Annotated in this window: 20 protein-coding genes, 1 tRNA gene and 1 other RNA gene; 1 reads left to right on the top strand and 21 read right to left on the bottom strand. The window is 63.2% G+C overall.

Features of this window, described 5'->3' with window-relative positions:
• Positions 1-84: 84 nt before the first annotated feature.
• The 21 genes from nuoN to mepA all read right to left on the bottom strand — a co-directional run bounded on the left by nuoN (position 85) and on the right by mepA (position 20,946).
• Positions 85-1,548: an NADH-quinone oxidoreductase subunit NuoN gene (gene nuoN, locus AB5Y94_RS18435; protein WP_010634280.1), complete on the bottom strand. Its 1,464-nt coding sequence runs from the start codon at positions 1,546-1,548 to the stop codon at positions 85-87.
• A 61-nt stretch (positions 1,549-1,609) separates the two neighbouring features.
• Positions 1,610-3,130 (bottom strand): NADH-quinone oxidoreductase subunit M, encoded by a 1,521-nt coding sequence (gene nuoM, locus AB5Y94_RS18430; protein ID WP_017787230.1) that lies wholly within the window; start codon positions 3,128-3,130, stop codon positions 1,610-1,612.
• A gap of 78 nt (positions 3,131-3,208) precedes the next feature.
• Complete coding sequence (gene nuoL / locus AB5Y94_RS18425) at positions 3,209-5,056, bottom strand: NADH-quinone oxidoreductase subunit L (protein ID WP_215269351.1); 1,848 nt, start codon at positions 5,054-5,056, stop codon at positions 3,209-3,211.
• The gene (gene nuoK / locus AB5Y94_RS18420; protein WP_005299823.1) at positions 5,053-5,361 is read right to left on the bottom strand and encodes an NADH-quinone oxidoreductase subunit NuoK; all 309 of its coding nucleotides are present in this window, start codon (positions 5,359-5,361) and stop codon (positions 5,053-5,055) included. Before nuoK ends, nuoL begins: the two co-directional genes overlap by 4 nt.
• Positions 5,358-5,909, bottom strand: coding sequence for an NADH-quinone oxidoreductase subunit J (gene nuoJ, locus AB5Y94_RS18415; protein ID WP_368206281.1), 552 nt, complete (start codon positions 5,907-5,909; stop codon positions 5,358-5,360). Before nuoJ ends, nuoK begins: the two co-directional genes overlap by 4 nt.
• A 10-nt stretch (positions 5,910-5,919) precedes the next feature.
• On the bottom strand, positions 5,920-6,462 hold the full coding sequence (nuoI, locus tag AB5Y94_RS18410; RefSeq protein ID WP_005299827.1) for an NADH-quinone oxidoreductase subunit NuoI: 543 nt from the start codon (positions 6,460-6,462) through the stop codon (positions 5,920-5,922).
• Between the two features lie 128 nt (positions 6,463-6,590).
• Positions 6,591-7,559 carry an NADH-quinone oxidoreductase subunit NuoH gene (gene nuoH, locus AB5Y94_RS18405; protein ID WP_024941387.1) on the bottom strand — a complete coding sequence of 323 codons (969 nt, stop codon included), beginning with the start codon at positions 7,557-7,559 and terminating at the stop codon, positions 6,591-6,593.
• The gene (gene nuoG, locus AB5Y94_RS18400; RefSeq protein WP_368206280.1) at positions 7,556-10,285 is read right to left on the bottom strand and encodes an NADH-quinone oxidoreductase subunit NuoG; all 2,730 of its coding nucleotides are present in this window, start codon (positions 10,283-10,285) and stop codon (positions 7,556-7,558) included. Before nuoG ends, nuoH begins: the two co-directional genes overlap by 4 nt.
• A gap of 68 nt (positions 10,286-10,353) precedes the next feature.
• On the bottom strand, positions 10,354-11,721 hold the full coding sequence (nuoF, locus tag AB5Y94_RS18395; RefSeq protein ID WP_368206279.1) for an NADH-quinone oxidoreductase subunit NuoF: 1,368 nt from the start codon (positions 11,719-11,721) through the stop codon (positions 10,354-10,356).
• Positions 11,718-12,260: an NADH-quinone oxidoreductase subunit NuoE gene (gene nuoE / locus AB5Y94_RS18390; protein ID WP_368206278.1), complete on the bottom strand. Its 543-nt coding sequence runs from the start codon at positions 12,258-12,260 to the stop codon at positions 11,718-11,720. Before nuoE ends, nuoF begins: the two co-directional genes overlap by 4 nt.
• 61 nt (positions 12,261-12,321) lie before the next feature.
• A complete protein-coding gene (gene nuoC / locus AB5Y94_RS18385; protein ID WP_368206277.1) occupies positions 12,322-14,127 on the bottom strand; it encodes an NADH-quinone oxidoreductase subunit C/D in 1,806 nt (601 codons plus the stop codon).
• 2 nt (positions 14,128-14,129) lie between these two features.
• Positions 14,130-14,804 (bottom strand): NADH-quinone oxidoreductase subunit B family protein, encoded by a 675-nt coding sequence (locus AB5Y94_RS18380; RefSeq protein ID WP_005299840.1) that lies wholly within the window; start codon positions 14,802-14,804, stop codon positions 14,130-14,132.
• A gap of 29 nt (positions 14,805-14,833) precedes the next feature.
• Entirely contained in the window at positions 14,834-15,238 is a 405-nt protein-coding gene (locus AB5Y94_RS18375; RefSeq protein ID WP_019839212.1) for an NADH-quinone oxidoreductase subunit A, read from the bottom strand.
• Positions 15,239-15,496: 258 nt separating this feature from the next.
• Positions 15,497-16,375 carry a flagellar motor protein MotB gene (locus AB5Y94_RS18370; protein ID WP_042050908.1) on the bottom strand — a complete coding sequence of 293 codons (879 nt, stop codon included), beginning with the start codon at positions 16,373-16,375 and terminating at the stop codon, positions 15,497-15,499.
• Positions 16,350-17,108 (bottom strand): flagellar motor protein, encoded by a 759-nt coding sequence (locus AB5Y94_RS18365; protein ID WP_005299846.1) that lies wholly within the window; start codon positions 17,106-17,108, stop codon positions 16,350-16,352. The genes AB5Y94_RS18370 and AB5Y94_RS18365 overlap by 26 nt, the downstream gene beginning before the upstream one ends.
• Positions 17,109-17,541: 433 nt before the next feature.
• Positions 17,542-17,670: non-coding RNA, RtT sRNA (locus AB5Y94_RS18360), on the bottom strand.
• A gap of 223 nt (positions 17,671-17,893) precedes the next feature.
• Positions 17,894-17,981, bottom strand: a tRNA-Ser gene (locus AB5Y94_RS18355).
• Positions 17,982-18,158: 177 nt separating this feature from the next.
• Positions 18,159-18,776: a TPM domain-containing protein gene (locus tag AB5Y94_RS18350; RefSeq protein WP_368206275.1), complete on the bottom strand. Its 618-nt coding sequence runs from the start codon at positions 18,774-18,776 to the stop codon at positions 18,159-18,161.
• Between the two features lie 20 nt (positions 18,777-18,796).
• Positions 18,797-19,537: a YgcG family protein gene (locus tag AB5Y94_RS18345; protein ID WP_368206274.1), complete on the bottom strand. Its 741-nt coding sequence runs from the start codon at positions 19,535-19,537 to the stop codon at positions 18,797-18,799.
• Positions 19,534-20,139 carry a LemA family protein gene (locus AB5Y94_RS18340; RefSeq protein WP_017781667.1) on the bottom strand — a complete coding sequence of 202 codons (606 nt, stop codon included), beginning with the start codon at positions 20,137-20,139 and terminating at the stop codon, positions 19,534-19,536. The genes AB5Y94_RS18345 and AB5Y94_RS18340 overlap by 4 nt, the downstream gene beginning before the upstream one ends.
• A 42-nt stretch (positions 20,140-20,181) precedes the next feature.
• Positions 20,182-20,946: a penicillin-insensitive murein endopeptidase gene (mepA, locus tag AB5Y94_RS18335; RefSeq protein ID WP_025201825.1), complete on the bottom strand. Its 765-nt coding sequence runs from the start codon at positions 20,944-20,946 to the stop codon at positions 20,182-20,184.
• A gap of 165 nt (positions 20,947-21,111) precedes the next feature.
• Here mepA and AB5Y94_RS18330 point away from each other — a divergent pair, with 165 nt between their 5' ends.
• A complete protein-coding gene (locus AB5Y94_RS18330) occupies positions 21,112-21,654 on the top strand; it encodes a hypothetical protein (protein ID WP_017787266.1) in 543 nt (180 codons plus the stop codon).
• Positions 21,655-21,725 lie beyond the last annotated feature (71 nt).

Genomic DNA, 21,725 nt, shown 5'->3' with positions numbered 1-21,725 from the left:
AATTTGAGACAGCTGAGCGGACATCCCGCTCTGGGCAGATAAAAAAACCGGCCACTTGGGCCGGTTTTTTTGGGTGGCGTGAAATCAGCGCAGCACCACGTTCTGGAAGCCCTGCACCAGGCTGATGACCGGCTGGGGATAGAGACCCAGTGCCACCACCAGTGCGGCGGAGAGCAGCACCACCAGACCACCGGAGGTGATGGCCCAGTCCCCCTTGGCGTCGCGCAGCTGCATGCCGGGCTCGCGCAGGTAGAGGGTGACCATGACCCGCAGGTAGTAATAGAGACCCAGTGCACTGCCGAGCACGATGGCGCCGGAGAGCCACCACAGCTTGGCATCGACGGTCACCCCGATGAGGTAGAACTTGCCGATGAAGCCGAGCGTCATGGGGATACCGGCCAGCGAGAGCATCATCACGGTCAGCACGGCGGTCAGGTAGGGGCGACGCCAGAACAGGCCGCGGTAGCTGTGCAGGGAGTCCGCATCCTTGCCGCGATAGGGGCTGGACATCATGCTGATGACGCCGAAGGCCCCCAAGCTGGTGAACAGATACATCAGCAGATAGACGCCGGCCGCTTCCACCGGCATCTGGCCGAGACGGCTCGCCACGATCACCGCCAGCAGGTAGCCGAAGTGGGAGATGGAGGAGTAACCCATCATCCGCTTGATGTTGGTCTGCAGCAGGGCCAGCAGGTTGCCGATGACGATGGAGACCACCGCCATGGCGGCCAGCAGCCAGTGGATCATGGGATCCGCGGCGGCGGGCACCGCCAGGTAGAAACGCAGCAGCACGCAGAACACCGCGATCTTGCTGACGGTGGCGAGGAAGGTGGCCACCGGGGCCGGCGCCCCTTCGTACACGTCCGGGGTCCAGAGGTGGAACGGTGCCAGGGAGAGCTTGAAGGCAAAGCCGACCAGCATCAGACCCAGACCGCCCATCAGCAGCGGGTGGTGGGCCGGGGTGGTGGCCAGGGTCAGCCCCAGATCGCTGAAGCTGAGGCTCCCTGCCTGGGCATAGAGCAGCGCCATGCCGAACAGCAGGAAGGCGGTGGCGGCGGCGGAGAGCACCATGTACTTGATGCTGGCCTCCAGCGAGTGGCGCTCGCGATAGGCGTAGCCCACCAGACCGAACATCGGCAGGGTCAGCATCTCGATCCCGATAAACAGCGAGGCGAGGTGACGGGAGCCCGCCAGCACCAGGCCACCGGCGGTGGCGATCAGCAGCAGCAGGTAGAACTCTTCCCGGTTGTCCGGATAGCCCTTGAGCCAGGAGCGGCCGAAGGTACAGGTGGCCAGGGCGCCGATGAGCACCAGCCCCATGTAGAAGACGGCGTAGCCATCGATCTGCAGCAGCGGGGTGACCCCCTGATCGCCTTGCGCCATCACGATGGGCAGGGAGAAGAGCGCGAGGTTGAGACCGGCGATGGTGACCACGAAGGCGGTGTCATCGCACCGTTTCCAGGCGATGGCCAGCATCAGGGCCACCATGGCCCCGGTTGTCAGCAACAGGGGCAGCAGGGCCAGCAGTTGCGAAGCGGTGAAAGTCATTGCAGTGCTCCTGTAAGGGACAAGGAAGGCAACAGGGCCAGCGGTTTAACAGCGGTCACTCTCATTGCAATGCTCCTGCGAAGGGCAGGGCGTACCAGTGCAGTACGCTCAGCAGGCTGTTGCCCGCGGTGTCGAGCACAGGTTGGGGATAGACACCGAGCAGCACCAAAAGACCGGCGATGGTCATCATCATCACCAGCTCGCGGCTGTCGAGCCCCTTGAGCACGCTCTCGTCCTTGGGGGTACCGAAGCAGGCGCGCTGCAGCATGATGAGGGAGTAGACCGAGGCCAGCACCAGCCCGAAGGTGGCGATGATGGTGAGCACGGGGGCAACCTGGAAGCTGCCGATGAGGATCAGGAACTCGCCGACGAAGTTGCCGGTGCCCGGCATCCCCAGAGAGGCGACCGAGAAGAACAACATCACGCCGGGCAGGTAGCGCAGCCGGCCCCACAGCCCGCCCATCAGGCGCAGGTCCCGGGTGTGCAGACGCTCGTAGAGCTGACCGCACAGGATGAAGAGGCCGGCGGCGGAGAGACCGTGGGCGATCATCTGTACCACGGCGCCCTGCAGGGCCAGCTCGCTGCCCGAATAGATGGCGATCATCACGAAGCCCATGTGGGAGATGCTGGTGTAGGCCACCAGCCGCTTGATGTCGGTCTGGGCGAACGCCACGATGGCGCCGTAGACGATGCCGATGAGGCCCAGCACCATGGCGTAGGGGGCAAATTCGGCGGACGCCTCGGGGAAGAGCGGCAGGGCGAAGCGCAGCAGACCGTAGGCGGCGGTTTTGAGCAGGATCCCCGCCAAGTCCACGGAACCCGCGGTCGGTGCCTGGCTGTGGGCATCCGGCAGCCAGCCGTGCAGCGGCACCAGCGGCATCTTGACCGCGAAGGCGATGAAGAAGCCCAGCATCAGCAGCCACTGCACCCCCTCGCTCATGGGGGTGTTCAGCAACTCCTGATAGTTGAAGGTGAACACGCCGGTGGCGGCGTGGTGAGTCAGCACCAGGCCCAGGATGGCGACCAGCATGATGAGGCCGCTGACCTGGGTGTAGATGAAGAACTTGGTGGCGGCGTTGATCCGGGATTTGCCGTCGGTGACCGAGTGGCCCCACAGCGCAATCAGGAAGTACATGGGCACCAGCATCATCTCCCAGAAGAAGAAGAAGAGGAACAGGTCCAGCGCCATGAAGACGCCGAGCACGCCACCCAAAATCCACAGCAGGTTGAGGTGGAAGAAGCCGATGCGCTGCACTATCTCCTTCCAGGAACAGAGGATGGCCAGCACGCCGATGAAGCAGGTGAGGATCACCATCAGCAGCGACAAGCCATCCACCGCCAGGTGCAGTGAGATTCCGAAGCGGGGGATCCAGGGCAGTTGCAGTTCGGCGGCCCAGACGGGTACGCCGCCCTGGGCTGCCAGGGTGAAGTCACCGCTCCACCAGATGGCGCAGGAGAGCAGCAGGCAGGCGCTCATCGACAGCAGGGCGACCCAGCGTACGAAGTACTCGCCGAATCGCTCGGTCTGCCAACAGAGCAGACCGCCGATGAAGGGTATTAACAAGATCCAGAGTAAGGTCACGATATCAGCTCTCGTCTATGTTCTAGTCACTGTGCAGGCCCGTGGGCTTGCTGCGAGTTCAGGGGCTGCATCACGGGATCAGCCGAGCAGCAGCAGGGCCAGGATCAGGGCGGCGCCCATCCCCATGGAGGCTGCATACCAGCGCAACTTGCCGGAAACGGTCCAGGCCAACAGCTGGTGGCCACTCTGTGCCAGCCAGGCCGGCAGGTTCATCATCCAGTCCAGCGGATCCTTGCCGAGCAGCCGGGTCGCCAGCAGATACGGCTTGACCCACAGCTGATCGTAAAGCCAGTCAAAGCCCCAGGCATTGAACCAGAGAGTGCTGAGCAACTTGCCCGGCGCACTGTTGGCTATGCTGCTGGCCAGACGGCGCTCGCCCAGGAACAGGAAGGCGGCCAGAGCAATGCCGGCGATGGCGATGACGGCGGAGGTGATCTCCAGCGCGTGGCGCCCCTCTTCGATGTGATCCCCCGGACCCGCCGGCAATACCCCCGCCAGCGGCGGCACTATCAGGGCGCCGATGCCGGTGGAGAGCACCATCAGCACCAGCAGCGGCAGCTGGTGGGCCAGGCCGTGGCCGGGATGGGCCTCGGTCTTCGCCTCGCCGTGGAAGGCGATGAAGATGAGGCGGAAGGTGTAGAGGGAGGTGAGGAAGGCACCGCCAAGGCCAGCCCACAGCAGGGCGCTCTGGCCGCTGGCCTGCACCTGCCACAGGATGGCGTCTTTACTGTAGAAACCGGCGGTCACCAGCGGCAGCGCGGCCAAGGCCGAGCCCCCTACCAGGAAGCAGGCATAGACCAGCGGCAGGCTCTTGCGCAAGCCCCCCATCTTGAAGATGTTCTGCTCGTGGTGGGTGGCGACGATCACGGCACCGGCGGAGAGGAACAACAGCGCCTTGAAGAAGGCGTGGGTCATCAGGTGGAAGATGGCCCCTTCCCAGGCACCAACGCCGAGGGCCAGGAACATGTAGCCGATCTGGCTCATGGTGGAGTAGGCCAGGATCCGCTTGATGTCGGTTTGCACCAGGGCCGCAAAGCCCGCCAGCACCAGGGTAATGGCCCCGACCAGCGCCACCAGATGCAGGATCTCGGGGGCCAGCAGGAACAGACCGTGGGTACGGGCGATGAGATAGACACCGGCGGTCACCATGGTGGCCGCGTGGATCAGCGCCGAGACCGGGGTCGGGCCCGCCATGGCATCCGCCAGCCAGGTCTGCAGCGGCAGCTGGGCCGATTTGCCGACGGCGCCGCCGAGCAGCATCAGGCAGGCCAGCGACAGGGCGGGGGAGCCTTCGGCAAACAGGGTGGGGGCACGCACCAGCAGCTCGTGGATGTTGAGTGTGCCGAGCTCGCGATAGAGGATGAACAGGCCGATGGCGAGGAAGACGTCGCCGACCCGGGTCACCACGAACGCCTTGAGGGCGGCGGCACCGTTATTGCGATCCTTGTAGTAGAAGCCGATCAGCAGGTAGCTGCACAGACCCACCCCTTCCCAGCCCAGATACACGAACAGCAGGTCATCGGCCAGCACCAGGAACAGCATGCTGGCGATGAAGAGGTTGGTGTAGGTGAAGAAGCGCGAATAACCCTCTTCCCCACGCATGTACCAGGAGGCGAACAGGTGGATGAAGAAGCCCACCCCGGTGACCACGCCGAGCATGGTCAGCGACAGGCCGTCCAGTGCCAGGCGGAAGCTGGGGCTGAAGCTGCCCACCGAGATCCACTGCCACAGGGTCTGGGTATAGACGCCGCCCGCCGGCATGGTGTTGAGAAAATCGATGCCGACCCACAGGGTAGTGAGGGCCGACAACCCTATGCTGCCGACGCCGATGAGCGCCGAGGTGCGCTCGCCGAAACGACCGAGGGAGAAGGCCAGCACCAGCCATCCCAGCAGCGGAAACAGAAAAGTCAGGTATAGGAGGCTCATCCGCGCATCTCGCTCACAGTGTCCACGTTGAGGGTGTGGTAACGACGATAGAGCAGCAGTAACAGGGCGAGGCCGATACTGGCCTCCGCTGCCGCCAGAGAAATCACCAGTATGTACATGATCTGGCCATCGGCCTGGGCCCAGCGGCTGCCAGCCACCACGAATGCCAGTGCCGAGGCGTTCATCATGATCTCGATACTCATGAGGATAAACAGCAAGTTGCGGCGGATCAGCAGGCCGCACAGGCCGATGCAGAACAGCACGGCGGCGAGCAGCAGTCCGTGCTCCATGGGGATGCCATTCATTGCTGACCTCCTTCTTGTGATGGACGGGCCGGGGTGCGGGGCACCGAGAGTACCTCGCCGCTCTTGTCTTCACGGCCAAGGTGATAGGCGGTCACCATACCCGCCAGCAGCAGGATGGAGGCGAGCTCCACCGCCAGCACGTAAGGGCCGAACAGGGCGATGCCGACCGCTTTGGCACTGACGTCGGTCAGACCGAGTTCACCGCCGGTGACCCCGAGAATGCCGTAGGCCAGAAAACCCAGCAGAATGAGCGAAAGCAGGCCCGGGCCCACCCAGGTGGTGGGAGTGAGCCAGTGCTTCTCCTGATCCTGGGCCGAGCCCAGGTTCAGCATCATCACCACGAACACGAACAGCACCATGATGGCGCCCGCGTAGACGATCACCTGCAGGGCTCCTGCGAAGGCGGCGCCCAGGCAGAAGAAGATCATGGCCACGGCGATGAGGGAGATGATGAGATTGAGCAGCGCGTGCATCGGATTGCTGGTGCTGATCACCCGCAGCGTGCTGTAAACGGCGACCAGGGCCGCGGCATAGAATGCCAGTTCCATGATTGACTCCTCAGGGCAGCAGGCTCTTGACATCGATGGGCTTGGCTTCGTTCTCGGCATCCCCTTTCGGCTTGCCGTCGATGGCCATCCCGCTCATGCGATAGAAGTTGTAGTCCGGGTACTTGCCGGGCCCGCTTATCAGCAGATCCTCCTTCTCGTACACCAGATCCTGGCGGCGGTACTCGCCCATCTCGAAATCCGGCGTCAGCTGGATGGCGGTGGTGGGGCAGGCCTCTTCGCACAGGCCGCAGAAGATGCAGCGGGAGAAGTTGATGCGAAAGAACTCCGGGTACCAGCGACCATCTTCCCGCTCGGATTTTTGCAGCGAGATGCAGCCGACCGGGCAGGCCACCGCACACAGGTTGCAGGCCACGCAGCGCTCGTCGCCATCCGGATCGCGGGTCAGCACGATGCGGCCGCGATAGCGGGGCGCCGCATAGACGGCCTGCTCCGGGTAGTTGAGGGTCTCGCGGGGGCGCCAGGCATGGGAGAACACCATGCCGAGGCTGCGTAACTGGGTGCCGACACCCTTGATAATGTTAATAATTTTCATAGTTGTGCCTCACTGCACATTCATCAGCACCACAGCCCGTACCGGCTGCATCCCGTGCGGGATGCAGGGCGGCGGGCAAGCAGACGTTCCAGCCAAACGGCATCACAATTTTTCTGTCCATTGCGGCCTCACTGCGCATTCATCAGCACCACGGCGCCGGTGACCAGCATGTTGAGCAGGGTCAGCGGCAGGCAGACTTTCCAGCCAAACGACATCACCTGGTCAAAGCGCGGGCGGGGCAGGGAGGCCCGCAGCAGGATGAAGAACACCATGAAGCAGGCGGTCTTCAGGGCAAACCAGATGAAGGGCGGCAGCCAGGGGCCGTGCCAGCCACCGAAGAAGAGGGTCACGATGAGGGAGGAGACCAGCACGATGCCGATGTACTCACCCACGAAGAACAGACCCCACTTCATGCCCGCATACTCGATGTGATAACCGTCAGCGAGCTCCTGCTCGGCTTCCGGCTGGTCAAACGGATGGCGGTGGGTGACGGCGACGCCGGCAAACAGGAAGGTGATGAAGCCCAGGAACTGGGGGATGATGTTCCACAGTCCTGCCTGGGCTTCCACGATATCCCGCAGGTTGAAACTGCCGGTCTGGATGACGATGCCCATCAAGGAGAGGCCGAGGAACACCTCGTAGGAGAGGGTCTGGGCCGAGGCGCGCAGGCTGCCGAGCAAGGAGTACTTGTTGTTGCTCGACCAGCCGGCGAACAGCACGGCGTAGACCGCCAGCCCCGCGATGGCCAGGATGTAGAGCAGCCCCACGTTGAGATCCGCCACGCCCCAGGTGGGGGTGATCGGCACCACCGCAAACGCCAGAATGAAGGCGGTAAAGGCGATGATGGGGGCCAGCACGAAGATCCGCCGATCGGCGAAGGGCGGGATCCAGTCCTCCTTGAAGAACATCTTGATCATGTCGGCCGCCAGCTGCAGCAGGCCGAAGGGGCCTACCCGGTTGGGGCCGTAACGATCCTGCCACAGCGCCAGCAAACGGCGCTCGATGAAGCTCATGAAGGCGCCGGCCCCCACGATCCCCACCAGCACGATCAGTGCCTTGCCGATCTCCAGCAACAGATCGATCAGAGAGTCGCTCATGCGATGGCCTCCTGCAGGTTGGCGAGATATTGCTGGTGCAGGGCGGTCGGCAGACCGTTGACACCAAGCGGCAGACCCACCAGACCGGCGCTCAGATGCTCGCTCAGACGCAGGGTCAACCGCCAGTGGTGGCCACCCCAGGAGAAGGCGACCTGGCTGCCGGCATTAAGGGAGAGACGGTTGGCGTCGGCCGGGTTCAGCACCAGCACGGGCTCGCTCATGCGGGCCTGGATGACCGGGCTTCTGGCCGAGAGCTCTTCGCCGCCAAACAGCTGGTCATAGCTCACCACCTGCAGCACCTCTCTGGCGCTGAACGGGGCGGGGACGGTGTCGAACCAGCCGAGGCTCTCCTCACCTGCTTCCAGCAGACGGCGACCGGGATCCCCGGCGCGCAGGTTGCCACCCACCTCGTCCTGGAACTTGTTCCAGGCGGACGGGGAGTTCCAGCCCGGCGCCCAGGCGAACGGCACCTGTTGCAGCGGCTGGCGGGCACCGGCGTAGCCTTCCATGGAGAAGTTGAAGGGGGAGTCGGGATCCTGGGCGACTCTGGGCTCGCTCACGTTCTGATCCGCCAGCATGGAGGTGCGGCCACTGTAGCGGTGCGGTTCGCGGGCGAGCTTCATGCCGCGGATGCGCAGACCCGCGTTGGGTGCGGCTTCACGCATGCTGGTCAGCAGCGGGGCGCTGGCTGCGCAGGCACTGCTCACCTCGTCGAAGGTGTTCCAGCGCAGCGGTTTGCGATCCAGCGCCCCTTGCAGGGCGGCCAGCCAGCGCCAGCTCTCGCGCACCTGGATGTCGGCGTCGTAGAAGGCGGGGGCATAGACCTGGAAGAAACGCTGGGCGCGACCTTCCATGTTGATGAGGGTACCGTCGGCCTCGGCGAAGCTGGCGGCAGGCAGTATCAGGTTCGCCTTCTGGGCGGTGCCGGTGTCCTGGTGATCGACCACCAGCAGGTGCTGCAGGCGGTCGATGGCGGCATCGACGCGGCTGCGCGGTGCGCGGCGGTAGAGATCGTTCTCGAGCATCACCAGCGCGAGCTTCTCTTCTCTTTCGATACGCTCGAGGGCGGCTTCCAGCGGGGCGGCATTGCCGGCCAGCATGGCCAGCCCCAGGCTGTTGGTCTCCTGGGCTACCAGAGCGAGCTCCACGGCCTGGCCACGGCCCTTGAGGGCACGGGCGATGTTGCTGGCCGCCTCGAGCAGCGCCTGGCTGCGGGCACCGGTGCCGGCGATGATGAGCGGCTTCTTGGCGTTGCCGAGCAGCGCGGCCCAGCTGGCGGCCAGGGCCTGCTGCTCGGGGGCGAGATCGGGCAGGGCAGGGGCGCTGCCATCGAGCAGATGGGCGATGGCGAAGCCGAGGCGCGCCTGATCCGCGTGGGGGGCGTGCAGGGTGCCGCTCGCCACGTCGTCCAGTCGGGTGGTGTCGAGACTGGTGATGAGCAGCGGGTAGCGCTCGTTCTGGGCCAGGGTCTGCACCGCGGCGACCTGCCACAGATCCACCTTCAGCTTGCGGGCGATTTCACGGCCCTTGCCCTTGACTGCCTGACGCAGGGCCAGGGCAATGCGGGCGGCGGTCTGGGTGACATCCTCGCCGAGCACCAGCACGGCGTCGGCCTCTTCCATGTCGCGCAGGCTGGGGGTGCGTACGCCGCCGTGCTGCAGGATCTGCAGCATTCTCTGCAGACATTCCCATTCGCTTTGCTCGACGCCGCTGTAGAAGTTGGCGGCGCCCACCAGTTCGCGCAGGGCAAAGTTGCTCTCAAGCGACGCCCGGGGGGAGCCGATGCCGATGACGCCGGCGGCGGTGCGCAGGGCGTCGGCGGCCCGGTTCAGGGCACCGTCCACCGTGATGGCCAGCCTGTCACTGCCATCCTGCAGCAGGGGTTGGCGCGGGCGGTCGGTCAGATTGACGTGGCCGTAGCCGAAGCGGCCGCGGTCACACAGGAAGTAGTGGTTCAGGGCGCCGTGGAAGCGGTTCTCGATGCGGCGCAGCTCGCCATAACGCTCACCCGGGCTGATGTTGCAGCCGACCGAGCACCCCTGGCAGATGCTGGGGGCGAACTGCATGTCCCACTTGCGGTTGTAGCGCTCGGAGTGGGTCTTGTCGGTGAACACGCCGGTGGGGCAGACCTCCACCAGGTTGCCGGAGAACTCGCTCTCCAGGGTGCCATCCTCGACCCGGCCGAAGTAGACGTTGTCGTGGGCGCCATAGACCCCGAGATCCTCGCCGCCGGCGTAATCCTTGTAGTAACGGACGCAGCGATAGCAGGCGATACAGCGGTTCATCTCGTGGTTGATGAAGGGACCCAGATCCTGATTCTGGTGGGTGCGTTTGGTGAAGCGGTAGCGCCGGCTGTTGTGGCCGGTCATCACCGTCATGTCCTGCAGGTGGCAGGCTCCACCCTCTTCACACACCGGGCAGTCGTGGGGGTGGTTGGTCATCTGCCACTCCACCACTGTCTTGCGGAACTCCTTCGCCTCCTCATCCTCGATGGAGATATAGGTGCCATCGGTGGAGGGGGTCATGCAGGACATGACCAGGCGGCCGCGCTTGTCGTCGGCATTCTGATACTGCTTCACCGCACACTGGCGGCAGGCGCCGACGCTACCGAGCGCCGGGTGCCAGCAAAAATAGGGGACGTCCAGCCCAAGGGAGAGACAGGCTTGCAGCAGGTTATCTGCCCCGTCTACCTCGAACTCTTTACCGTCTACATGAATGGTGGCCATACAACTTCCCTGACTTCAATGAGATAAATTCTGTGGCTCGCGCCGGTTCTGCGGGCGCACTGGGCGCCTTACCAGCGCTCGCCCAGCAGGTTGGGCTGGATACCCTTGAGCTGCTTGTGACTATCCTGCGGCGCTTTGACGCCGGCCTCGAATTCGGACCGGAAATACTTCATCGCACTGCCCAGCGGCTCGATGGCGCCAGGGGCATGGGCACAGAAGGTCTTGCCTGGGCCGAGGAAGCTGACCAGCTGCTCCAGGGTGGCGAGATCCCCTGGCTGACCCTCGCCCCGCTCCAGCGCGCGCAGCAGCTTGACGCTCCAGGGCAGGCCGTCGCGGCAGGGGGTGCACCAGCCACAGGACTCGCGGGCGAAGAACTCTTCCATGTTGCGCAGCAGGGAGACCATGTTGATGCTGTCATCCACCGCCATGGCAAGGCCCGTGCCCATCCGGGTGCCGACCTTGCCGATGCCGCCGGCATACATCTGGGCATCCAGGTGTTCGGGCAGCAGGAAGCCGGTACCGGCACCGCCCGGTTGCCAGGCTTTCAGGCGATAGCCGGGCTTCATGCCGCCGGCGTAGTTCTCGAACAGCTCGCGGGCGGTGATGCCAAACGGCAGCTCCCACAGGCCGGGGTTGTTGACCTTGCCGGAGAAGCCCATCAGCTTGGTGCCGTGATCTTCCGACCCCGGCAGCGCCAGCCCCTGATACCAGGCCACACCGTTGCCGATGATGGCGGGCACGTTGCACAGGGTCTCGACGTTGTTGACACAGGTGGGCTTGCCCCAGACGCCGGAAACGGCGGGGAAGGGGGGCTTGGCGCGTGGGTTGGCGCGCCGCCCTTCCAGGGAGTTGATGAGCGCCGTCTCTTCGCCGCAGATGTAACGGCCGGCGCCGGTGTGGACGAACAGCTCGAAGTCAATGCCCGAGCCCAGGATGTTCTTGCCAAGGAGCCCGGCGGCCTTGGCCTCTTCTACCGCCCGGCGCAGGTTGGTGGCGGCATCGACGTACTCGCCGCGCAGGAAGATGTAGCCACGGTAGGCCTTGAGGGCCTTGGCCGAGATGATCATCCCCTCGATCAGCAGGTGGGGCAGTTGCTCCATCAACAGCCGATCCTTGTAGGTGTTCGGCTCCATCTCGTCGGCGTTGCAGAGCAGGTAACGGATGTTCATGCTCTCGTCTTTGGGCATCAGGCCCCACTTCACGCCGGTGGAGAAGCCGGCGCCGCCGCGACCCTTGAGGCCGGCATCCTTGACGGTGCCGACGATCTCGTCCGGGCTCATCTGGCCCAGTGCCTTGCGGGCCGCATCGTAACCCTGCTTGCTCTGGTATTCATCCAGCCAGACCGGCTGGCCGTCATCGCGCAGCCGCCAGGTGAGGGGATGGGTCTCGGCGGCGCGGGCGATGCGGTTGGCGGTACCAAGGGATGCCAGACTCATGGGTAAGCCTCCAGGGTCTTGAGCAGGCTGACGGCGTCGAGCCCACCGTAGGTGTCATCGTCGATCATCAGCGCCGGCCCCTTGTCGCAGTTGCCGAGGCAGCAGACTGGCAGCAGGGTGAAGCGGCCGTCGGCGGAGGTCTGGCCGGGGGCCAGGTTCATCACCTCTTTCAGGCCGGCCAGCAGTTGCTCGTGGCCGTTGATGTAGCAGACCATGCTGTCGCAGACGCGGATGATGTGGCGACCGACCGGCTGGCGGAAGATCTGGCTGTAGAAGGTGGCGACCCCCTCCACGTCGCTGGCGGGGATACCGAGCTCGGCGGCGATGGCGTGGATGGCACCGTCAGGAACCCAGCCGCGGGCCTGCTGCACTATCTTGAGCGCTTCGATACTGGCGGCACGGGGATCTTCGTAGTGGTGTTTCTCATGCTCGATGGCATCGCGTTCTGCCTGGCTCAGGACGAAATCGTTCCCCTTGCCCTGGCATGAACTCTGTCCCTGCTGGGACGGATTGTGTTGGCACTGACATTGCTGGCTCATGGCATAACCTTTTGTGGCTTGTTCTTGTTGTCGTGTAACGGCGCTTGGTAACAGCCGTTACTCAACGGTCCACATCCGACATAACGAAATCGATACTGCCCAGATAGACGATGAGGTCCGACACCATCTGGCCACGGATCACCGAGGGGATCTGTTGCAGGTGAGCAAAGCTCGGGGTGCGGATCCGGGTCCGGTAGCTCATGGTGGAGCCATCGCTGGTCAGGTAATAACTGTTGATCCCCTTGGTCGCCTCGATCATCTGGAAGGACTCGGCGGCCGGCATGACCGGGCCCCACGACACTTGCAGGAAGTGGGTGATCAGGGTCTCGATGTCCTGCAGGGTGCGCTCTTTGGGCGGCGGCGTGGTGAGCGGGTGATCCGCCTTGAACGGCCCCTCCGGCATGTTCTTCATGCACTGCTCTATGATGCGCATGCTCTGGCGCATCTCCTCGATGCGCACCAGGGCGCGATCGTAGGCATCGCCGTTGGCACCGACCGGTACCTCGAATTCGAACTGATCGTAGCCGGAGTAGGGGCGCCACTTGCGCACGTCGAAGTTGAGGCCGGTGGCGCGCAGACCGCCACCCGTGGTGCCCCAGGCCAGCGCCTGTTCGGTGGTGTAGGCGGCGACGCCTATGGTGCGGCCACGCAGTATGCTGTTGCGCATGGCGGCCTTCTCATAGTCCATCAGCCGCTTGGGCAGCCAGCTCAGCAGGTTGTCCTGCACCAGTCGCTGCCAGCCGACGGGCAGATCGTGGGCCACGCCGCCGATGCGGAACCAGGCCGGATGCATACGGGCGCCGGTGATGGCCTCGATGATGGTGTAAATCCGCTGCCGGTCGGTGAAGGTGAAGAAGACCGGGGTCATGGCGCCCACGTCCTGGATATAGGTACCGATGAACAGCAGGTGACTCTGGATGCGGAACAGCTCAGCCAGCATCACCCGGATCATGTCGACCCGCTGTGGCACCTTGATACCGGCCAGCTTCTCGACCGCCAGCACGTAGGGCAGGTTGTTCATCACGCCGCCCAGGTACTCGACCCGGTCGGTGTAGGGGATGTAGCTGTGCCAGGACTGGCGCTCGCCCATCTTCTCGGCACCGCGGTGGTGATAGCCGATATCGGGCACGCAGTCGCGGATCTCCTCGCCATCGAGCTGCAGTACCAGGCGGAAGGCGCCGTGGGCGGAGGGGTGGTTGGGGCCCAGGTTCAAGAACATGTAGTCCTCGTTCTCGTTGCCGCGGCTCATGCCCCACTCTTCCGGCTTGAACATCAGGTTGCCCTGCTCCATGTCCTGCTTGGCGGCATCGAGTATGAAGGGATCAAATTCGGTGGCGCGCGCCGGATAATCCTTGCGCAGCGGGTGACCCTGCCAGCTCTTGGGCATCATGATGCGGGTCAGGTGCGGGTGACCGTCGAAGTTGATGCCCATCAGATCCCACACTTCCCGTTCATACCAGTTGGCGTTGGGGAAGTGGCGGCTGACGGTGGGCAGCGTCAGATCCCCCTCCTTGAGCGGCACCTTCAACATCAGGTCGGCGTTGCGATCGATGGAGATGAGGTGATAGAAGACGGTGAAGTCGCTGTCGGGCAGATCGTGACGATGGCTGCGCATCCGCTCGTCGGTGGCGCTCAAGTCAAACAGCATCACGAACGGGGAGGGCAGCTTTTTAAGGAACCCCATCACGTCCAGCAGCAGCTCGCGGGAGAGCCAGACCACCGGCACGCCGGTGCGGGTATTCTGGATGGTGAAGCGTTCGGCACCGAAATGGGCAAACAGCTCGCCGACTACCTGAGCGTCTTTGTGATCACTCGGTTGCCACTGGGCCATGGCGTAGTTGCTGGGAAATTCTCGAGTCAGTTTCATGGTCAGATCTCATCCGGCGTGCGCAGGTTGGTGACGTTGATCCGCTCGCCACGCTTGCGGTCCTTCTCGGCAGGCATCTGGGGGCGATAGATGCCCTGATCGCCCACCACCCAGGAGAGCGGACGGCGCTCCTTGCCGATGGAGTCCTGTAGCAACATCAAGGCCTGCAGGAATGCCTCGGGACGGGGCGGGCAGCCCGGAATGTAGACGTCGACCGGCAGGAACTTGTCGACGCCCTGAACGACCGAGTAGATGTCATACATGCCGCCCGAGTTGGCGCAGGCCCCCATGGAGATGACCCACTTGGGTTCGAGCAGCTGTTCGTACAGGCGCTGGATGACCGGGGCCATCTTGATGAAGGGGGTGCCGGCGATGACCATGAAATCGGCCTGGCGCGGTGAGGCCCGGATGACTTCGGCGCCGAAGCGGGCCACGTCGTGAGGGGAGGTGAAGGCGGTACACATCTCCACGTAGCAGCAGGAGATGCCGAAGTTGTAGGGCCAGAGGGAGTTCTTGCGGCCCCAGTTGACCGTGTCCTGCAGCACCTCTTCGAGGCGCCCGATCATGATGCCGCGTGAGGCCTCTTGAGCCAGGGGATCCTCGACGGTCTGGCGCTGTTCCTGGGGGTAGCGCTCAACCGGCGCATCCGGGTCAATCCGGGTCAGGGTGTACTTCATGGTGCAACCTCAAAGGGATAATCAGTAATTCAGTCTGGCTTCTTGTCGGTCAGGACGTGTTTTTTCGGTGCCCAGTCGAGGGCGCCAATGCGCCACAGGTAGATGAGTCCTACCAGCAGCAAGGAGATGAAGATGGCGGCCTCGATGAAGCCGACCCAGCCGCTCTCCCGAACGGAGACGGACCAGGCAAAGAGATAGAGCGCCTCCACGTCGAAGATGACGAAGAACATGGCAACCAGATAGAACTTGGCGGAGAAGCGCAGACGGGCATTGCCCACGGAGTCCACGCCTGATTCGAAGGGCTTGTTCTTGGCTCGGCCGTAGGCGCGGCCTCCCAGCAGGGCTGCCAGGCCGATCATGATCAGGCAGATACAGATGGCCCCAACTACATAGACAGCAAAAGCCCAATGCTGGACAGCAATATCAGCAAACATAGGAGTTTTCCCTAACCAAATTAATCACGAGACTTAACAAGGATGTTACGTATTATGCCACCTTGATACTGATTTACATGTCATTTCAGGGGATTAATTATTAATCAGCGGGAGGAAAATCGTATTTTGCAAGCGGGGTCAATGTTCCTATTTGAGAATCATTTTCACTCGCTTTTGTGATAGGGGGAAAATCGCAGGGCAGTTTGAAAAATAAACTAATCGAGAAAAGCGAGACCCCGCTTGGCGGGGTCTGCTGGATCAGGGTTTGAGGACGGGGAGGGACTCTTCGGCGGCCTTGCCCTGGGAGAGGGTGATCTCGACCCGGCGATTGGCTTGCCGGTGTTCCGGGGTGTCGTTGGGATAGCGGGGCTGGGCATCAGCCACCCCTTGGGCGATGATCCGGGAGGCATCGAGCTTGGGATTGGTGAGCAGGGTGTGCACGATGGAGGCCGAACGCAGCACCGACAGCTCCCAGTTGCTGCGATAGAGTTCCACCGGCGCCTGGGTGTTGTCGGTGTGGCCTGTGACCACCACCTTGCCCGGGATATCCGCCAGAATGCCGGAGATCTTGTTGACCAGCGGAATGAACTGGGGCTGCAGGAAGGCGGAATCGGCCGGGAACAGCGCCTTTTCACCGATGCGGATCACCAGCTGGCTGCCGAGCTGTTCCACCTCCAGATCCTTGGATTCGATCTGCGCCTTGAGCTGCTGCTCCAGCTTCTTCTTGGTGACCTGCACCCACTCCTGCTCCTGGGTCTTGTGTGGCCAGGATTCCGTTGCGCTCGGCTTCTCAGAGGCGCCTATGGTCTCGTTGAAGGGATCCGAGGCTGCTGCGGGGGCATCTTTCTCCAGCACCGTCTCCTTCTCGGGGCTGCTCGGGGTGGTCTTGGATTCTGGCTCAAGAATGCCGGTCCCCCCTTGCATGACCGGTGAACCCGCAGGCGGAGAGATCAGGCCTATTTTACCCAGCGACTCGATGAAGCCCTGGATCAGCACCCGGGTTTCAGACTGCTTGGCCATCGCGAAGGAGTAGAGCACCACGAACAGGGCGAACAGCAGGGTCATGAAGTCGGCATAGGAGACCAGCCAGCGTTCGTGGTTCTCCGGCGCCTCAGCCTTTTTCTTTTTTGCCACCATGGCCTCCTAAGTAGGGTTCGAGGGTGACTTGCAGACGTTGTTGGGATTCGCCGTCCACGATGCAGAGGATGCCGGTCAGGGTCATCTCCTTGTAGTGGCGGATCTGGTGGGCAAAGGCCTTGTAGCGGTTGCCGAAGGGCAGGAAGATGAGGTTGGCGGCCGATACCCCGTAGATGGTGGCGATGAAGGCCACCGCAATGGCGCCCCCCAGCTTGTCCGGGGCATCCAGCAGCCCCATGGCGTGAATGAGGCCAAATACCGCCCCCACGATCCCCATGGTCGGGCAATAACCCCCCATGGCCTCATAAAACTTGACGGTCTGCTCGAGATCTTCCTGTTCGAACTCGATCTCGTTCTCCAGCACCTCGTGGATCTTGGTCTTCTCGTAGCCGTCGACCATCATCTGTACCCCCTTTTGCAGGAAGGGGTCCTTGATGTCGTCGATCATCCCTTCCAGGGCCAGCATGCCGCTGCGTCTGGCGTTGCCTGCCAGGTTCTCCAGCAGTTCGGCCTGCTCCTGCATGTCGAGTTTGAGAGGGGTCAGCAACCACTTGAAACGCTTGAGGGTGCTGCCGACGACGGAGAAGGGGAACTGGGTCAGAGCGGCACCGACAGTACCACCGATCACGATGAGGAAGGCGGGCAGATCGAGCAGGGCGCTGGGGTGGCCGCCCTCGATCATGTTGCCGCCCAGAATGGCGATCAATGCCAGAACCAGGCCGATTAAGCTCATTTATTACGCATCCCTGAAGATTGATAATGGCTAGTGTAGCTACTTAAGTATCAGTTTTTCAAAATGATATCCAATCGGTGAGCAATAACGCGCGTCAGCGTCAGCTGCCGCCTGGGAGAGGTGTTTTCCGGATGGGAAGGGGTGTGCCACCAAGGTGGACGTTGCTGCCAGCAGAGGGAATTTGGCGGTGCTGTGGTCTTGCGTTTGAGGCGCTTGGCTGCAGAGGCTGGCTGGCGGCGGAATGTCACTATCAGCCATCAGGCTGGCCGTTCAAATGGGTGGTGAAATCGGCGCACCATGGGGCGGGTCATAGCCAGCAGGACGGCCTGGAGGATAGATAGAGGCTTCCGGCCTGCTCGACGTTGGGTGAGAGGGCCGCTTTCGTCAGAGTCTGAAAGCAAAAAACCGACCATCGGGTCGGTTCTTTAAGATTTGGCGGTGAGGGAGGGATGATTCGCCACTGCGTGGCTCACCCCTTCGGGGCGGCCTGCGGCCGTTCATCGCAGCAAGCTGCTCTGCTCGAACCCAGCGAGGGTTCTCACCCTCCCTCTTTGACATGAGCTGATAATTCTTCCCGAAAGCAAAAAACCGACCATCGGGTCGGTTTTAACATCAGAGGATGGGTCGGGATTGACTCGCACCGTCCCTGGCGCTCGCCCTGCGGGCGGCCTCTGGCCGTCCAGGCAGGCTGTCCTGCCCGCCTGTCGAACCAGGGCCCGAACCAAGCCGCCCGTCACCGGATAAAACAAAAGGGCCTGTCTTTCGACAGGCCCTTTTGTTTTATTTGGCGGTGAGGGAGGGATTCGAACCCTCGATACGTTGCCGTATACACACTTTCCAGGCGTGCTCCTTCAGCCACTCGGACACCTCACCAAATTTTGGTCTGTTGTTTAACGTGCTCAGCCAGCACGTCGTTCGTTGCGCCGTTGCGCTGGAACGGGGCGTAATTTAGGGGAAAGGGCTGCCGGGGTCAACCACTTTTCCCCTTATTTTTCATAATCTTTATCGAATGCCTATCCCTTGAACAGAATGCCGGTTTTTTAATCCTGTTCAGGGCTTGTCGAGGATGATCAGACTGTCCGGCAGCTCGTTCTGGTCCCGGGTGGCGGGGAAGGCGTCGGTCAGAATGGCGCTGGTCCGCTCGATGCACTCGAGGAAACCCTGTTCCACCTCCTTGTTGCGCACCCGGCGGGTGAAGTCATCGATGATCTCCTGCCACTGGGTGTTGTCGATGTGCTGGGCGATGCCGTCATCCACCAGGATCTCCACGTAGTGCTCGGCCACCGAGACGAAGATCAGCACCCCGAGCCGATCCCGGGTGCGGTGCAGTCCCTGCTCGACAAACTGCAGGCGTGCCATCAGGGCGGCCCTGTGCTGGCGCACCTGTTTCGGGATCAGGTACATCTTGATGGGGGTCCAGTGGAACAGGATGCTCAACACCAGCCAGACCGACCACTGCACCAGCAGGATCTCGTACCAGCCGAGCCAGAAGCCGAGCTCGAACACCAGCAGGGGTGTCAGCATGGCCAGCAGGGCCGCCCACAGGGTGGGGATGTAGCGATAGCCGTCGCTGGCGGGTGCCAGCACGGTCACCAGCTCGGCATCGGTTGCCTGCTCCGCCTGTTTGACCCTGGCCTGCAACGTGTGAAAGAACTGTTTCGAAATCATGTGTCGTCTCTTAATCCCTGTTACCAACCACCGGAAGCGCCGCCGCCACCAAAACTGCCGCCCCCTCCGCTGAAACCACCGCCACCACCAAAGCCGCCGCCGGAGCGACCGGCACCGAAGCCACCGGCGAGGTAAGCTGCACGACGCCGGCCACCTCGACCACCACCGCCGCCACCGCCACCGCCACGCAGGTTGTGCAGCACGATCATCACAATCACCATCAGGATGAACAGCCAGGGGCCGCCCAGCTTGCCCTTGCTGGCGTTGTCTACCGGTTTGTACTCGCCCGCCAAGGCCTGCATGATCGCCTGGCTGCCGGCCACCACCCCGGCCACCATGTCGCCGCGTTTGAACGCGGGCAGGATCCGGGTCTGGATGATGTTGGCGGCGATGGCATCGGGCAGGGCCCCTTCCAGTCCGTAGCCTACCTCGATGCGCACCTTGCGCTCATCCTGGGCGATCAAGAGCAGTACGCCGTTGTCCTTGCCTTTCTGGCCGATCCCCCAGTGGCGGCCGAGCTGATAGCCGTACTCTTCGATGGTGTCACCCGCCAGCGTGTCGATGGAGACCACTACCAGCTGGATGCCGCTGCGCTTCTCGAACGCCGCCAGCTGCTGGGTGAGCTGGTGGGCCTGCTTGCGGGACATCAGGTTGGCCTCGTCCACCACCCGTCCGCTCAGGGCGGGGAAGGTGGGGGCGGCGGACACCACCGCCGTCCACAACAGCAGGCAGGGCAGCAGGGCACGGATCACGTGGTTCATTGGAAGCTGACCTTGGGCGCCTCATCGGCACCGGGCTTGGCGCTGAACGTGGGTTTGGCCTCCAGATCCGAGTAGAGCAGCTTGGACCAGATGACGCCCGGGAAGGTGCGGATCTCGGTATTGAATTGGCGTACCGCCTCTATGTAATCGCGCCGGGCCACCGAGATGCGGTTCTCGGTGCCTTCCAGCTGGGCCTGCAGGGTGAGGAACTGCTGATCGGCCTTGAGCTCGGGATAGCGCTCGACCACCACCATCAAGCGGGAGAGGGCGCCGGAGAGCTGGTTCTGGGCCGCTTCAAACTCCTTGAGCTGGGCAGGATCGCTCACCTGCAGGCTGCCGACCCGGGCTCTGGCATCGGTCACCGCCTTGAGGGTCTCCTGCTCGTGGCTGGCGTAGCCCTTGACGGTGGCCACCAGATTGGGGACCAGATCGGCGCGGCGCTGATACTGGTTCTCGACCTGGCCCCAGCTCGCCTTGACCTGCTCATCCAGGGTGGGAATGTTGTTCATGCCGCAACCGGTCAGGCTCAGCAGCAGCGTCAGGGTCAACAGGGACTGGGTCGCCCTCTGCCAGAGTGAAGTGGCCATCTTGTTGTTCTCCATTGATATTTTTTACAGATAACGGTTCACCATACCAGCTTGTGGTCAACCGCCACAACGGGCGGGCAGCCTGGGTTTGTGATAAGCCATCGAAACCTTGGGCAGCTGCGGCTTGTCCTTGAGCCAGGAGGCCAGCTCGGCACCGCAGCCGTTGCCGGGCGGGATCGGGGCCTGGGGCTGGCAATCCGGACTGTCGGCCGGGCAGCGCAGGCGCACATGAAAGTGGCTGAAGTGGCCGACCCAGGGGCGCAGCTTGCCGACCCAGGGCTCATCGGCCGCCCGTTTGCATACCTCGGCCTTGAGCACAGGGTTGATGAAGATGCGGGCCACCTCGGGCTTGCTGGCCGCCAGGCGCAGCAGATTGAGCTGCTGGGGGCCGAAGCGTCCGGGCAGCACCCGATAGCTGGGTTCGTCGATCAGCGCCCACTCCTTGGGGGCATCCTGCTCCCAGCGAGAGATGGGCTGGTTGGCCATGCGAAACCAGATGTCGGCATCGAGGCCGGTTTGATGGCTGCGATGGCCGGAGGTGAACGGGCCGCCGCGGGCCATGGCGAGATCGGCGATGTAGAGATCCGGCATGCCGGCCATGCGGGTCTGGTTGGCCAGGGTGGTGAGGTAGGCGATGAGCTCGGGGTGGCCGTAGTAGCGCAGTCGCTTGGTGCGGATCACCTGATAGCCGGGACCGCTCAGCGGCAGCGCTACCCCGTTCTTGAGGCAGCCGGCGGAGTAGCCGCCAATGGCCTCGGCCTGGCGGGGGTGAGGTTCGGCAAGAAAGGCACTGGCCATGAAAAGCAGGGTGGTGGCAAGCATGAGACTCCCGACAAGCGTGCAAATGGACTCAGATGGAGGGAATCATATCAAGAGTGCGGCGAAGCCGTCATCCAGCTGGCGGCACGGGTTGCATCCTGCGGGGCGGCTCGCGCACAATGCGCGACAAAAATGGCGCGTCCAGCGTCTATGAATAAGGAGAGATGAATGAAGGTCAGTGAGCTGGTGAACAAAACGGGGCTGGTCTGGCTGATGCCCCCCGCCCGCCGTTTCTATCCGGTGATGGCGGTTTTGCTGCTGGCGAGCCTGCTCACCGTGCTGGCCGCCATCGCTTTGGGTTACCCACAGATGGGGCTGCTGCCCTGGGTCGGGCTGGTGTTCGGCGGTATCGTGCTGCTGATGATGGTGCTGCCTCGCAGCTGGCAGCGCTGGCGGCTGGCGGAGCTGGCCTGGGACGAGACCCATCTCTATCTGCTCAATGGCAGCAACGATCAGGCGCTGGCGCTGCCCAGGGCGGCATTGGTCGGGGTCGAGCGGGATCGCAAGGTGGGCCACGATGGCCAGTGGCTGGCTTTCAGCCTGGATCTGGCGCTCGATGAAGAACAACTGGCCGCCGCCACCGCGCTGATGGGGCTCGGCCGCGAGGGAACCCACGCCGTGGCGCCCGGCATCTATCGTTTCGGCTTTAAGCGGGCCTGGCATGGCCGGCGTACGCTGCAGGGGCTGCTGGACGCCCTGCTCCCCATATGAGCTGACTATTTTCTCGACAATCTTTGCCAAAGCTCAGATACTGCCATTGACTCGAATTGATCTTGTCCGCT

The sequence above is a fragment of the Aeromonas sp. s5 genome (genome assembly GCF_040907865.1).
Taxonomy (GTDB): domain Bacteria; phylum Pseudomonadota; class Gammaproteobacteria; order Enterobacterales; family Aeromonadaceae; genus Aeromonas; species Aeromonas dhakensis.
This window is presented reverse-complemented; position numbering and strand designations above follow the sequence as displayed.

Coding starts and splice junctions, on each gene's coding strand:
- nuoN (WP_010634280.1), bottom strand. CDS start 1,548: ATGACTTTCACCGCTTCGCAACTGCTGGCCCTGCTGCCCCTGTTGCTG.
- nuoL (WP_215269351.1), bottom strand. CDS start 5,056: ATGAGCCTCCTATACCTGACTTTTCTGTTTCCGCTGCTGGGATGGCTG.
- nuoK (WP_005299823.1), bottom strand. CDS start 5,361: ATGAATGGCATCCCCATGGAGCACGGACTGCTGCTCGCCGCCGTGCTG.
- nuoJ (WP_368206281.1), bottom strand. CDS start 5,909: ATGGAACTGGCATTCTATGCCGCGGCCCTGGTCGCCGTTTACAGCACG.
- nuoI (WP_005299827.1), bottom strand. CDS start 6,462: ATGAAAATTATTAACATTATCAAGGGTGTCGGCACCCAGTTACGCAGC.
- nuoH (WP_024941387.1), bottom strand. CDS start 7,559: ATGAGCGACTCTCTGATCGATCTGTTGCTGGAGATCGGCAAGGCACTG.
- nuoG (WP_368206280.1), bottom strand. CDS start 10,285: ATGGCCACCATTCATGTAGACGGTAAAGAGTTCGAGGTAGACGGGGCA.
- nuoF (WP_368206279.1), bottom strand. CDS start 11,721: ATGAGTCTGGCATCCCTTGGTACCGCCAACCGCATCGCCCGCGCCGCC.
- nuoE (WP_368206278.1), bottom strand. CDS start 12,260: ATGAGCCAGCAATGTCAGTGCCAACACAATCCGTCCCAGCAGGGACAG.
- nuoC (WP_368206277.1), bottom strand. CDS start 14,127: ATGAAACTGACTCGAGAATTTCCCAGCAACTACGCCATGGCCCAGTGG.
- AB5Y94_RS18380 (WP_005299840.1), bottom strand. CDS start 14,804: ATGAAGTACACCCTGACCCGGATTGACCCGGATGCGCCGGTTGAGCGC.
- AB5Y94_RS18375 (WP_019839212.1), bottom strand. CDS start 15,238: ATGTTTGCTGATATTGCTGTCCAGCATTGGGCTTTTGCTGTCTATGTA.
- AB5Y94_RS18370 (WP_042050908.1), bottom strand. CDS start 16,375: ATGGTGGCAAAAAAGAAAAAGGCTGAGGCGCCGGAGAACCACGAACGC.
- AB5Y94_RS18365 (WP_005299846.1), bottom strand. CDS start 17,108: ATGAGCTTAATCGGCCTGGTTCTGGCATTGATCGCCATTCTGGGCGGC.
- AB5Y94_RS18350 (WP_368206275.1), bottom strand. CDS start 18,776: ATGATTTCGAAACAGTTCTTTCACACGTTGCAGGCCAGGGTCAAACAG.
- AB5Y94_RS18345 (WP_368206274.1), bottom strand. CDS start 19,537: ATGAACCACGTGATCCGTGCCCTGCTGCCCTGCCTGCTGTTGTGGACG.
- AB5Y94_RS18340 (WP_017781667.1), bottom strand. CDS start 20,139: ATGGAGAACAACAAGATGGCCACTTCACTCTGGCAGAGGGCGACCCAG.
- mepA (WP_025201825.1), bottom strand. CDS start 20,946: ATGCTTGCCACCACCCTGCTTTTCATGGCCAGTGCCTTTCTTGCCGAA.
- AB5Y94_RS18330 (WP_017787266.1), top strand. CDS start 21,112: ATGAAGGTCAGTGAGCTGGTGAACAAAACGGGGCTGGTCTGGCTGATG.